This is a genomic window from Spirosoma sordidisoli (assembly GCF_004138325.1).
GTDB lineage: Bacteria > Bacteroidota > Bacteroidia > Cytophagales > Spirosomataceae > Spirosoma > Spirosoma sordidisoli.
Genome location: NZ_SBLB01000004.1, coordinates 487,873 through 499,829, shown reverse-complemented (window position 1 = coordinate 499,829; position 11,957 = coordinate 487,873). Strand labels below are relative to the sequence as shown.

Sequence of the window (11,957 nt, the reverse complement as noted above, 5' to 3'; positions counted from 1 at the left end):
CAGCAGGGAATACCAGCAACTTGCCGCACACGAGTTCGTAGCACCTGCTTCACCGCCGAATCGTCGGGCGGATTGCGGTGCTCTCATGGCTCATAGACCGACACTTCGCTGGTATCGGTACAGCTGGCCAGCAACGCCAGGCTGGTTTTGGCCAATACTGGATGCTGAAAGTCCGGTGCCACCTCGGCCAGCGGCACCAGCGTAAACCGCCGTTCGTGCAAAAACGGATGCGGCACCGTCAGCCGGTCGGTTTGTAGCCGCAGCTGGTCGTAATAGAGTAGATCGATGTCGATCAGGCGAGCGCCCCACTTGTTCAGTCGCACCCGTCCCAGTTCATGTTCGATGGCCTGCGTCTGGTCAAGTACCGCTTCGGGCACTAATGCCGTATCCACAACCAGTACCTGATTCAGAAACGACGGCTGATCCGTTACGCCCCAGGGCGCCGTTTCGTACAGGCGCGACCATTGCGTTACCGTACCAACCCGTTGAGCAATGAGATCCGCTGCCCGGCGCAGTGTAAGCACCCGGTCGCCCAGATTAGCACCGAGAAGAAGAAACGTTGTCAATAGGTAATTGAGTGAGTTAGTGATTGAGTGAGTTAGTGATTGAGTGAATGAGCGCCAGCCCACTCAATCACCCATTCGCTCATTCACTCAATAATCCTTGATGGGTTTGATGTCGTAGTAGGCCCGGATTTCGGCGGGGCTGGGCGTTTTGGCGGGGCGCACCACCCGAAAACCGACGAACGAGGCCGACGTTAGCCACCAGTCTGACTTGGGGCTTTGGGGGTCCAGCACTTTCCAGGCCGGGGCTGAGGGAGTACGGGCGGCCGAGCGCAGTACGGTTGGGTCGTCGTCCCAGGAACCGCCCCGGACCGAGTTCGGATAGAGCGAGGTAGTGGGGGCGTAGGGTTCTTTTACCGTGCCGGCGGCCTTTTGTTTGTAATAGTCCTCGATGTACTGATCCTGCGTCCACTCCATGACGTTACCATGCATGTCGTGCAAGCCGAATGAGTTGGGTTTCTTCGTGCCAATTTTCTTGTAGCTCCCGTCGCTGTTGCCATTGAACACGGCATACTCGCCCAGCTTCTTCACATCGTTGCCGAACGAGTAGGCCAGGCTGGCATTGGGTCCGGTACCGCGGCACGCATATTCCCATTCAGCTTCGGTGGGAAGCCGGTAAAAAATGCCCGTTTTATCGTACAGCCAGGCGCAGAACTTGATAGCCGCGTACTGGGTCATGTTGATGGCCGGGTAACCCGACCGACCCATACCGAACGACATATCGACGTACGACGGGCTGGGCCGGGTCGTGGCGTCGGTCTTCGACAGATCGGCTCCGTCGGGGTAACGGGTTGCCATTTCTTTCTCGATATTCTTGGTCGTAAACAGGTCGTATATATCCCAGGTAACTTCAAACTTGCCCATCCAGAACGGCTCTATCGTTACGCTATGGCGGGGGGCTTCGTCGGGTTTGTGTCCTTTTTCGGCGGGCAGACTACCCATCATAAATTTGCCGCCGGGGATGGCAACCATGGGATAAGTCTGATTGGAACCGGTAATAATCTGGGTGTACGATGTAAAAGCGGTTGGCGTTTGGGCAGCGGCCGTCGCTATGGTCAGGGCGATCAGGGCAACCGACTGAAGGAGACGTTTCAGGTCCATTCCGGGTTATGAAGGTAGAGGTTTCGGACGTCATTGACTGACCGGTAAAAGTACGAACGATTTCCTTTGTTGTACCTTTGTGTTTCAAACCGGAAGGCAATCCATAACCGACCCGGTTTATGCCAGTTACCTATGAATTTTCTTTCTGCAGAAAACTTAACCAAGACATACGGCGACCGTACACTTTTCCGGAACCTGACGTTCGGCGTCAACCGGGGCGACAAGGTAGCCATCGTGGGTGCCAACGGATCGGGAAAAACGACGTTGCTGTCTATTCTGGCCGGTGCCATGCCGCCCGATGCCGGCGTGGTCAGCCAGCGCAAGGACATTACAGTCGGCTACCTCGACCAGCAGCCCGAGTTCGATAATGCCCTGACGGTGATGGAAGCCGTACTGGCGGGCGAGAGCGCCCAGCTCGATGCCGTTCGCGCCTATGAGCATGCCCTGGCTACCGACGATCACGCAGCGCTGGAGCGGGCCATGGTCCAGATGGAGAAGCTCGAAGCCTGGGATTACGAGTCGCAGATCCGGCAGATGCTGGGCGAACTGGGTATTCAGGACGTTAACCAGCCGGTCAGTTCGCTGTCGGGCGGGCAGCGCAAACGGGTCGCGCTGGCCCGGGTGCTTATTCAGGCGCCCGACCTGCTCATTCTCGACGAGCCTACCAACCACCTCGACCTCGAAGCCATCGAGTACCTCGAAAATCACCTCAATACCAACAACGGTACGCTGCTGATGGTCTCCCACGACCGGTATTTCCTGGATCGGGTCTGTAACCAGATCGCCGAACTGGACGGCGGGCAGCTCTATACTTACAAAGGCAATTACGCCTACTTTCTGGAGAAGAAAGACGAGCGCGAAACCGCAGCCGCTTCAGAGCTGGCCAAAGATCGGAATACGTTCAGGCGGGAGCTGGAATGGATGCGCCGGCAGCCCAAAGCCCGGGGTACCAAAGCGCAGTATCGGGTCGATGCCTTTGAAGACCTCAAAGAAAAAACCAGCGGCAAACGCAACGACGGCGAACTGGACCTGAATCTGCGGATGACCCGGCTGGGCAGCAAAATTCTGGAGGTAGAAAACCTGAGCAAACGCTTTGGCGACAAGGTGCTGCTCGATCATTTCAACTACACCTTTAAACGGCTCGACCGGGTGGGGCTGATTGGCAAAAACGGCATGGGTAAAACCACGCTGATGAACATGCTGACCGGCCAGCTCCGGCCCGATTCGGGAAAAATTACCACCGGCGGCACCGTTAAGTTCGGCTACTACACCCAGACTGAACTCGATTTGCCCGAAAACCAGCGGGTCATCGACGTCGTGCAGGACGTGGCCGAGGTCATGAAGCTGGCCAACGGTGATACCGTTACGGCTACGCAACTGCTGAGCCGGTTTCTGTTCGACCGCTCCAAGCAGTACGATTTTGTGGCCAAGCTGAGCGGGGGCGAAAAACGGCGGCTGCAGCTGTTGCTGGTGCTGGTACAGAACCCCAACTTCCTGATCCTCGACGAGCCGACCAACGACCTCGACATCACAACGCTGAACGTGCTGGAAGATTTCCTGCTCAACTTTGCGGGTTGTGTGCTGATCGTGACCCACGACCGCTATTTTATGGATCGGCTCGTTGATCACGTCTTTGTGCTGGAAGGAGAAGGTAAAGTCCGCGATTATCCCGGCAACTACACCGATTATCGCGAATGGCGCGATTCGCAGCCCAAAACAACTGCCTCGTCACCGCAGGCTAAATCATCGGCCAACGGGGCGAAGAACCAAACCGCAACCGCTGTGGTTTCTCAGCCAGTGGCTCCTGCCAGCGCACCGGCCGCCAAACGGAAGCCGTCGTACAAAGAGATACGCGAATACGAAGCGCTGGAGAAAGAAATCGAATCGCTGGAGCAACGAAAAAGCGAGGTGCTGGGTCTACTCAACGCGGGTGGGCATCACGAACAGCTAACCGCCTGGGCCCGCGAGATCGAACAGCTCGATCTGGCCATTGCCGACAAGTCAGACCGCTGGCTTGAGTTAGCCGAATATATGTAGAACGGACGTCCAGTCTGCACCATGAACCAAATCGTCGAATTTTTTCAGTATCTGCTCAATTCCGAAGAAATTATCCGCACGGGTGGTCTGGTGCTGATTACGCTGATCATTTTTGTAGAGAACGGCATTTTCTTCGGGTTCTTTCTGCCGGGCGATTACCTGCTGTTTCTGTCGGGCGTTTTTGCGGGTACCCGCCTGCTCGATGTGCCGCTCTGGCTGCTGCTGGGCTGTATCTTTGGGGCGGCTGTGCTGGGCTCGCTGCTGGGCTACGGGACCGGCCACTTTTTCGGCGCCCGACTGCAAAACCGGCCCGATTCGCTGTTTTTCAAGAAACAATACATCGAAGATACCCGCAAGGCGTTCGAGAAATACGGGACCAGCGCGCTGATCGTGGCCCGGTTTCTGCCCGTCGTGCGCACGTTTGCCCCGCTGCTGGCCGGTCTGATCCATATGGATTTCCGGTTCTTTATGCTCTACAATATCATTGGCGGAGCCGTATGGGTCTTCACGCTGGTGGGCGGAGGCTATTTCTTCGGCGAACGTTTTCCGTGGATCGTCGACTACGTACACTGGATCATTATCTTCTTCCTCGCCGTTACGACCTTCACCGTGGTGCGGGGTTACCTCAACGCCCGGCGCGAAAGACGGGCTGAAAACGTGTAGCTATGGCCGGGACAGGCTGCGGGAGTGGTTTTTTGTCATCCCGACGGTAGGAGGGATCTTTTGTAAAGGGGTATTAACTGTACCGGGGGATAATCGTGAGGACCCGTATAAAGAAACCCCGTTGGGGCGACATAGTGTAAGCTTGAGCTACCATGTCGCCCCAACGGGGTTTCTTTATTAGACTACTACTGCTATGGACCTGTCGCCCTAATGGGTCTCAAATACGTATCAGTGGCATCGGGATGGCGCGGCTTAGTTCCGCAGCGGTTTGCCGCCGGTCAGCAGGCTCTGGATGCGTTCGAGGGTCTTTTTCTCGCCGGTCAGCGACAGGAAGGCTTCGCGCTCCAGGTCGAGCAGATACTGCTCCGATACGTTCTGTGGCGCACTGAGGTCGCCCCCGCAGATGACATAAGCCAGCTTGTCGGCAATCTTCATGTCGTGATCCGAGATGTATTTACCCATGCGCATAGCCGTCAGACCCGCTTTGAACAGCGCAATGCCCGTTTTGCCCTGCACCCGAATGTCGGTGCGTGGTTTGGGCTGGGTATAGCCATTGTCGGCCAGCTCAATAGCGGCCTGCTTGGCTTCGGCAATCAGCCGGCTGCGGTTCAGCACAATCTGATCGGTGGGGCGGAGGTAGTTCATCTCGCGGGCTTCCTGAGCCGAGGTCGACACCTTCGCCGTGGCAATGTTCATGAACACGTTCTGCACGATGTTCAGCTCCGGGTCACCAGCCTGGATAAGATCCGACGCCCGGGCGGCCATTTCTTTGGTACCACCACCGGCCGGAATCAGGCCAACCCCTACCTCGACCAGACCAATGTAGCTTTCGGCATGGGCCACAACGCGGTCGGCGTGCAGGACGGCTTCGCAGCCTCCGCCCAGCGTGAGCGTATGGGGCGCTACCACGACCGGGATAGACGAGTACCGCAGTCGGGTAATAAGTTGCTGGAACTGCGCAATCATCAGGTTGACCTCGTCAAATTCCTGCTCAACGGCAAACATGAACAGCGTACCGAGGTTGGCACCCGCCGAAAAGGCTTCGGTCGAGTCATTGCCGACAACCAGGCCCCGGAAATCTTTCTCGGCCAGCGTGATCCCTTTCATCAGGGCTTCGGATACTTCCTGACCAAAGGTGTTCATCTTGGACCGGAATTCTACGTTCAGAATACCATCGCCGAGGTCGATGATATTGGCGCCCGCGTTTTTCCAGACAATATTGTTGCTGAGGTTTTCGAGAATCGTAAAGGCTTCGGTCCCGGGAATGGCTTTGTAGGCGTTGGTCGGAATGTCGTAATACATCCGTTTCCCGTTGTCTACCTTGTAGAACTGCTCGATACCGGCGGCCAGCATGTCGTAGACCCACTGGGCTGGTTTTTTACCCTGCGCTTCGATGATCTCGACGCCTTTCCGAACGCCAATGGCGTCCCAGGTTTCGAACAGACCCATTTGCCAGCCGAAGCCGGTCGTGATGGCCGCATCGATCCGGTATAGTTCGTCCGAAATTTCGGGGATGCGGTGCGTAGCATAGGCGAAGCCATCGGCAAAAGTCCGGCGGTAAAACTCGCCTGCTTTGTCGGTACCGGCCAGCAGCACCGGAAAGCGCTTGCGCAGGTTGTCGATCGCTTTTGTGCTATCGAGCGTCGTAAAGCGCACCTTTTCCGATGGTTTATACTCGAACGACTTCAGGTCGAGAGCCAGAATCTGGGTCTGCCCTTTGTCGTCTTTTGTCTTTTTGTAATAACCCTGCCCCGTTTTATCGCCGAGCCATTTGTTCTCCATCAGTTTCTGCACCGAGGCTGGCAGTTCGAAACTGGCCCGCGACTCGTCATAGTCCAGCTTGACAAGATTGCTGGCCACGTTGACGGTGGTGTCGAGGCCAACTACGTCGGAGAGCCGGAACGTACCCGACTTGGGGCGCCCAACTACCGGACCGGTGAGTTTGTCGACTTCTTCGACGGTCAGTCCCATATCTTCGGCCACCCGAATGGTCTGAATCAGCGACTGAATACCGAGTCGGTTGGCAATGAAGCCGGGCGTATCTTTACAGAGAACCGTTGTTTTGCCGAGATACAGATCGCCGTAGTTCATTAGGAAATCGATAACGGCCGGGTCGGTATCGGGGCCCGGAATAACTTCGAGCAGGCGCAGGTAGCGGGGCGGGTTGAAGAAGTGAGTACCCGCAAAATGGCGCCGGAAATCGTCGCTCCGGCCTTCGGTCAGCAGGTGCATCGGAATACCGGAGGTGTTGGACGTGATCAGCGTGCCCGGCTTCCGGTACTGCTCCACGCGCTCGTAGATCGAGCGTTTGATGTCGAGCCGTTCAACAACCACTTCAATTACCCAGTCGTAGGCGCTGATCTCTTTCAGGTTGTCATCAAAGTTGCCCAGCTTGATCCGTTGGGCAAATTTGGGACTATAGAGTGAAGCCGGGCTGGCTTTCAGCATGGTCTGAAAAGCGTCCGTAACGATCCGGTTGCGAACGGCGGGGCTGTCGGTCGTGAGGCCTTTGGCCTGTTCGGCCGCACTCGGTTCTTTCGGAACCATATCCAGCAGCAAAATATCGGCGCCAATATTGGCGAAGTGGGCCGCAATACGGGACCCCATGATGCCCGACCCCAGCACCGCTACGCGCCGGATGGTTCTATTCTTGATGGTGGTTGCTTTGGGTTTTTCCAGGGTTGTTTCCATGGTTCTGGTTGATGAAAACAGGCCGCTGCCCGGCGGTGCCAGTCAGGCATTCCGTGACCACAGCCTGTCTTTTTCGGTTTTTAGGTTCTTACTCCAGGGTTAACTCTTCCGCTTCGTTGGCTTTGATTTTGGCGTTTTCTTCCTCAACAATCCGGTTAATGTCTTTCATAACCTCGAAAAACAGCACGAGCTTGTCGAGCGGAATACGCTCACGAATCATGTTGTTGAACTGAATGACGCCTTCGCGGGCGGTTTCCCGTTTGGCGCGGCCCTCTTCGGTCAGAAAGATGCGGACAAACCGTTTGTCGTTACCGTCGACCTCGCGCCGGATCCAGCCGCGTTCTTCGAGGCTTTTCAGCATCCGAACCAGCGACCGGGGTTCCATACCGAGCAGCGGCCCGATTTTGGTGGCCGGCGTACCCTCGTCGAGGTCAATATTGAGCAGGACGTAGCCAATGGCCATCGTCATGTCATAGCGGGCTGCGTAGGCGTTGTACATGCGCGAAATGGCATGCCACCCCCACTTGATGTGAAAATCAACGGTTTTCTCCTTCTTCATAGCTGGCGTCGTCCTGTTCACGTTCTGTGATGTAAAGCTACTATTTTTTCAATAAATGGTATGCATGCATACGGTTTTATCGAAAAAGCAACGCGGCCGGTTTTTCCGTAGTGTTAACGTCAAACGATACCGGCTATAGGAGAAGTCGACAGAAGGTAATCTATACCATGTTTTCGCGGTCGCCCCGGCTAAACCACAGGCCAATGGCCGAAAGCACCGAGAAAATAACGAACAGGCTGTTGTTCAGATTCCAGTACGAATCGAAGGTGGCGTCGTCGACCTGACTGGGGTCGAACAGGAATTCGATGAAGAGGCTGACAAAGAAGGTGCCCGTGGCGTAGATCAGCAGGCCGGAGCTAAACCAGAACATGGTATGTTTCAGGATGTGCTTGATTCGCAGGTCCTGAATAATTTTATTGAAGTAGGAGAGGGAGAGGCCGATGGCAAAAAAACGGAACGCGAGCAGGTTCATGAATGAAACGCGTTCACTATCAAACGTCAGCACGATGACGCCGATGGCCAGGGCGCAGCTGTAGACAATAAGTTGCCTGGGTAGGCGATTCGAGAAGCAGTTGTAATAAATCAGCGCAATGAATAGCGTGGCAAAAAACGTCTCAGCGTTCTGAATATACAGGTTACTGGTGACGTGGTAGGTATGATAGAGCGAAAGAGAATCCTTGCAGAAGAAGAAAATAAACAGGAGCCAGATATAACGCCGAACGACAGAATGGTAGCGAAAGGTTAGTATGCCCACCAAAATAGGAAGGCCACTGGACAAGTGAGAGACGAAATCGAGGGGGTATTTCTCTGCTAATTCCAGTAGCCTTTCCATGCTATATATGCTTATTGACCGCAATGACGAGGGCAGGTATGACCATCGCCCAGCGTCTCGTCGTCGCCATCTCCCGGCATATCTTTCAGACCTGATTGACTGGCCCGGATGGGCATATCGTGACCATTGGCGTCGACACCAGATAAAAGTACGCGGGGAATCAGCTGTCCCTGGCCGGGTTCGGTCGGGTTGCCGTCGGCATCTTCCCAGCGTTTGGCGTGGTGAACGCGCAGCCCTACGCAGCCGGGCTGTTTGAGCAGATGCATAACCTGGTTGATCCCGAAATACTCGGAACGAATATAGTCGTCGGGTTTCAGACCAACAGATACTTTACGGTCGCGGTAGGCGCCCGTCATGGTTTTGGTTTCGCGGGCGTTCAGAAAACGGCCGGCATCTTCAGTAAAAACGGACATATACAGAAAAAGGAAAAGAAGTAAACGAGATGAGCTGCATCCAGCTACCAGTTGCAGCCCGTCACGAACATACAACGTCTTTTTCTATTTATACAAGCGGGCTTACGATACTATAGACGCTTCGTTGCTTACTAGTCAGCTGTTTAGACCGGTTTCGGGCTCGTTAATACGTAGAAATACGCAGTAGAATGCGGAGTTATGCTGTATTGCAGTGGCTAGCCAAAAAGCAGGGTTTTCGCGCTAGACCGGTTGCCGAAGCGGCTCTACCTTTGTTGTGTATCAGAGAGCATTCTCTGAAACGAATTTGCCGCTACGGCGGTCCGAATATCTCATAGGTTAGGTTAATGAAAACGCCGGAGCAGATGCCCCGGCGCTTTTTTTGTAGCCAGCAGGTAAGACAGGCTGGCTTATTTCAGCAGGTTCAGCAGATATTGCCCGTAGCCGCTCTTGACGAGTGGTTTGGCAATTTCGGTCAGTTGCTCGGCCGTGATAAACTTCATCCGGTAGGCAATCTCCTCAGGACAGCCAATTTTCAGGCCCTGGCGCTCTTCGATGACGTGAACAAACTGACCCGCCTGAATCAGCGACTCGAACGTACCGGTATCGAGCCAGGCCGTTCCGCGGTCCAGTACGCCTACTTTGAGTTTGCCGCGCTCCAGGTAAACCCGGTTTACGTCGGTAATTTCCAGCTCGCCCCGGGGCGATGGTTTTATGTTCTTGGCAATGGTAACGACCTCGTTGTCGTAGAAGTACAAACCTGGCACGGCATAGTTCGACTTGGGACTCTCCGGCTTCTCTTCGATCGACAAGACGTTGAAATCATCATCGAACTCAACGACGCCGTAACGCTCGGGATCGTGAACCTGATACGCGTACACCACGCCCCCGTCAGGATCGTTGTTGGCCTGGAGGAGCTTGGACAGGCCCGACCCGTAAAAGATATTGTCGCCCAGTACCAGCGCTACCTTGTCAGCGCCGATAAACTCTTCGCCAATGATGAACGCCTGCGCCAGTCCATCGGGACTGGGCTGTACGGCATAGCTGAACCGGCATCCCAGCCGGGCGCCGTCGCCCAGCAACTTTTCGAAGTGAGGCAGGTCATGGGGCGTCGAAATGATCAGGATATCGCGAATACCCGCCAGCATCAGAATCGAGAGGGGGTAATAAATCATAGGCTTGTCATAAACAGGCATAAGCTGTTTACTGACGGCCAGGGTAAGCGGATGGAGTCGGGTACCTGACCCACCGGCAAGGATAATACCTTTCATTTTAAGGTAGTTTAATTATTGATTATGTTCAAGTGTTGTTAAGTGTTAATGTGATCAACGAACTCACAAAAAGAGGGACATCGCTGACTGTCTCGCAGATCGATGTAGTCTTGCAAAGAAATACGACTTACAATCGACTCAACCTCACCCTTATATTTCTTATAAGATTGGTGTCTTGATTGGAGAAGCTTATTTATTAGAGTGGCTGGGTGAAAAACGGATTCCGGCCTGGTAAAAGCATCAGCAAACTGGTTCTGAATTGTAGAATCGAAACTATGCCAAACGGTGGGTATACCAAGCCACCATGCTTCAATTTCCATAATAGCGAAGCAAAGCTTCATTGAGTCAGGTTGCTTTGCCCTTTGGTAAATTGTAACGGTAGCACCGTTTTTGAACAGCTCGCTTATTGCTGGATCAACAGTTTGGTTTTTTACCTTTTTTTTGTACTCCTCAGAATACATGTCTCTTAAGCCGATGATTGTTTCGTAACCGGCGTTGTGTAAAAGTTGCTCTCGTCCGAGCATCCTTGATAAAACATTCCCGTCTCCGCCTACATTGATAACCTGAACATGGATAGGTGCAGTGGAGATTGGAAAATCGAATTCTGCCTGATGAGACTGACCATCAGTAAATAAATTACGGCACTCCAAATCAATGTTGTAGTTGAACCACTTTAACAAAAACTCCCGAACAAAAATTAATTCAGCCTGTCCTTCTACAAAAACTGCAATTTTTCTCATTTCAGGTGGGTATCAATATAATCTGATGAGAAAAAGTCAAAGTTAGAAAGCCCGGTGTAAGCGAAATTCTGGAAGAGTTCAAGATGATTTTCAGCGTTCAAAGCGGTAATTTCAGTTCCTGTTCGCCGTAAGACATTCCAGTATTCAATTGGAATGGCGTCCATTAAAAAACCGTCGTTGGAGGTGGCAATCAACTGCACTCCGGCTTTTTGACATTCATCAAAGAGGAACTTACCTAGTTTAACGGACCTGCTATAGTCAAGCCCTTCGCCAAGATCATCGATCAGAATGAGTTGTGGCTTTGCTGTGTTGACTAGACGAAGGAAATAAGCCAGAAGGATAAATACCCTGAAGGTACCTTGTGAGGTGAGCGTGATGTCATATGGTCGAGCCCAGCCTTTTTCACGATACTCAACACTTTTCGGATCAGTAGTACCTCTAGATTTCAGAACCTCAAAACGGTAACCGAAGTCTTGCATCAAATCAAGAATCTTCCACTGCTGCTTATGCTCTAAATCATTAAACAAATCGCCTGGCGTATAATCGGTTTTTGTTTGATCTAAAGGCGAGAAGTTAAACTTTGACAACTTCCTGTCAATATCCTCTACCTCTGGAACAATCGTGCCGAAGCGGAAACTGTAACAGGATTCGGCCCAGTGAATCAACTTCTCAAATTCTGGATGAAGTTTTGTGTCCCGGCGAACGTTGATAACCAGTTTTGTTTTGGGCGGAGTGACTTCTTCTCTTTTATCTGTAACACTAGAATAGACAAAGCAGCCATCCTGATTACGCTCAATTAGAATTATGCCGTCCCATACTAGTTGTTCGTATTGAATAGAAACCCCCTTTTCAGTCCACCCAAAAGAATAAGCTAACTGTTTACCTGCTTCATCTTCAAATTCAGCTTTCCATTCCCGAACAACGGGATGCCAGCTTTTTTCTGAAATGACATCGGCCAATCTTTCAATAGAGCGCAGCGCGTATGATTTGCCACTTCCATTCCGCCCTACAAGCAGATTAACCTGCTGTAGATTGATTTCTTGGATCGAGTGACCATAGGCCTTGCACGAAAAACTGACCAGCTTCATTA

11 protein-coding genes are annotated in these 11,957 nt (G+C 53.1%); 2 read left to right on the top strand and 9 right to left on the bottom strand.

Annotated elements, in window-relative coordinates; translation table 11 throughout:
- Nucleotides 1-83 precede the first annotated feature (83 nt).
- Nucleotides 84-566 carry a 2-amino-4-hydroxy-6-hydroxymethyldihydropteridine diphosphokinase gene (gene folK / locus EQG79_RS17035; RefSeq protein ID WP_129602768.1) on the bottom strand — a complete coding sequence of 161 codons (483 nt, stop codon included), beginning with the start codon at nucleotides 564-566 and terminating at the stop codon, nucleotides 84-86.
- An 87-nt stretch (nucleotides 567-653) separates the two neighbouring features.
- Nucleotides 654-1,664, bottom strand: coding sequence for a formylglycine-generating enzyme family protein (locus EQG79_RS17030; RefSeq protein WP_077922572.1), 1,011 nt, complete (start codon nucleotides 1,662-1,664; stop codon nucleotides 654-656).
- A gap of 132 nt (nucleotides 1,665-1,796) precedes the next feature.
- Between EQG79_RS17030 and EQG79_RS17025 the strand changes: the two genes are divergently transcribed.
- The gene (locus tag EQG79_RS17025; protein WP_077922571.1) at nucleotides 1,797-3,701 is read left to right on the top strand and encodes an ABC-F family ATP-binding cassette domain-containing protein; all 1,905 of its coding nucleotides are present in this window, start codon (nucleotides 1,797-1,799) and stop codon (nucleotides 3,699-3,701) included.
- Between the two features lie 21 nt (nucleotides 3,702-3,722).
- Nucleotides 3,723-4,364 (top strand): DedA family protein, encoded by a 642-nt coding sequence (locus EQG79_RS17020; RefSeq protein ID WP_077922570.1) that lies wholly within the window; start codon nucleotides 3,723-3,725, stop codon nucleotides 4,362-4,364.
- A 252-nt stretch (nucleotides 4,365-4,616) separates the two neighbouring features.
- Here EQG79_RS17020 and EQG79_RS17015 read toward each other — a convergent pair whose 3' ends face one another.
- The 7 genes from EQG79_RS17015 to EQG79_RS16985 all read right to left on the bottom strand — a co-directional run bounded on the left by EQG79_RS17015 (nucleotide 4,617) and on the right by EQG79_RS16985 (nucleotide 11,955).
- A complete protein-coding gene (locus EQG79_RS17015; protein ID WP_129602766.1) occupies nucleotides 4,617-7,055 on the bottom strand; it encodes a 3-hydroxyacyl-CoA dehydrogenase/enoyl-CoA hydratase family protein in 2,439 nt (812 codons plus the stop codon).
- Nucleotides 7,056-7,143: 88 nt separating this feature from the next.
- Entirely contained in the window at nucleotides 7,144-7,614 is a 471-nt protein-coding gene (locus tag EQG79_RS17010) for a MarR family winged helix-turn-helix transcriptional regulator (RefSeq protein WP_077922568.1), read from the bottom strand.
- A gap of 160 nt (nucleotides 7,615-7,774) precedes the next feature.
- The gene (locus tag EQG79_RS17005) at nucleotides 7,775-8,446 is read right to left on the bottom strand and encodes a hypothetical protein (RefSeq protein ID WP_129602764.1); all 672 of its coding nucleotides are present in this window, start codon (nucleotides 8,444-8,446) and stop codon (nucleotides 7,775-7,777) included.
- 11 nt (nucleotides 8,447-8,457) lie between these two features.
- Nucleotides 8,458-8,859, bottom strand: coding sequence for a hypothetical protein (locus EQG79_RS17000; protein ID WP_077922566.1), 402 nt, complete (start codon nucleotides 8,857-8,859; stop codon nucleotides 8,458-8,460).
- 407 nt (nucleotides 8,860-9,266) lie between these two features.
- Complete coding sequence (gene rfbA, locus EQG79_RS16995; RefSeq protein ID WP_077922565.1) at nucleotides 9,267-10,127, bottom strand: glucose-1-phosphate thymidylyltransferase RfbA; 861 nt, start codon at nucleotides 10,125-10,127, stop codon at nucleotides 9,267-9,269.
- Nucleotides 10,128-10,165: 38 nt separating this feature from the next.
- Nucleotides 10,166-10,867: a DUF4276 family protein gene (locus EQG79_RS16990; RefSeq protein WP_129602762.1), complete on the bottom strand. Its 702-nt coding sequence runs from the start codon at nucleotides 10,865-10,867 to the stop codon at nucleotides 10,166-10,168.
- On the bottom strand, nucleotides 10,864-11,955 hold the full coding sequence (locus EQG79_RS16985; RefSeq protein WP_129602759.1) for an AAA family ATPase: 1,092 nt from the start codon (nucleotides 11,953-11,955) through the stop codon (nucleotides 10,864-10,866). Before EQG79_RS16985 ends, EQG79_RS16990 begins: the two co-directional genes overlap by 4 nt.
- Between the last annotated feature and the right edge of the window lie 2 nt (nucleotides 11,956-11,957).

Coding starts and splice junctions, on each gene's coding strand:
- EQG79_RS17030 (WP_077922572.1), bottom strand. CDS start 1,664: ATGGACCTGAAACGTCTCCTTCAGTCGGTTGCCCTGATCGCCCTGACC.
- EQG79_RS17025 (WP_077922571.1), top strand. CDS start 1,797: ATGAATTTTCTTTCTGCAGAAAACTTAACCAAGACATACGGCGACCGT.
- EQG79_RS17020 (WP_077922570.1), top strand. CDS start 3,723: ATGAACCAAATCGTCGAATTTTTTCAGTATCTGCTCAATTCCGAAGAA.
- EQG79_RS17015 (WP_129602766.1), bottom strand. CDS start 7,055: ATGGAAACAACCCTGGAAAAACCCAAAGCAACCACCATCAAGAATAGA.
- EQG79_RS17010 (WP_077922568.1), bottom strand. CDS start 7,614: ATGAAGAAGGAGAAAACCGTTGATTTTCACATCAAGTGGGGGTGGCAT.
- EQG79_RS17005 (WP_129602764.1), bottom strand. CDS start 8,446: ATGGAAAGGCTACTGGAATTAGCAGAGAAATACCCCCTCGATTTCGTC.
- EQG79_RS17000 (WP_077922566.1), bottom strand. CDS start 8,859: ATGTCCGTTTTTACTGAAGATGCCGGCCGTTTTCTGAACGCCCGCGAA.
- rfbA (WP_077922565.1), bottom strand. CDS start 10,127: ATGAAAGGTATTATCCTTGCCGGTGGGTCAGGTACCCGACTCCATCCG.
- EQG79_RS16990 (WP_129602762.1), bottom strand. CDS start 10,867: ATGAGAAAAATTGCAGTTTTTGTAGAAGGACAGGCTGAATTAATTTTT.
- EQG79_RS16985 (WP_129602759.1), bottom strand. CDS start 11,955: ATGAAGCTGGTCAGTTTTTCGTGCAAGGCCTATGGTCACTCGATCCAA.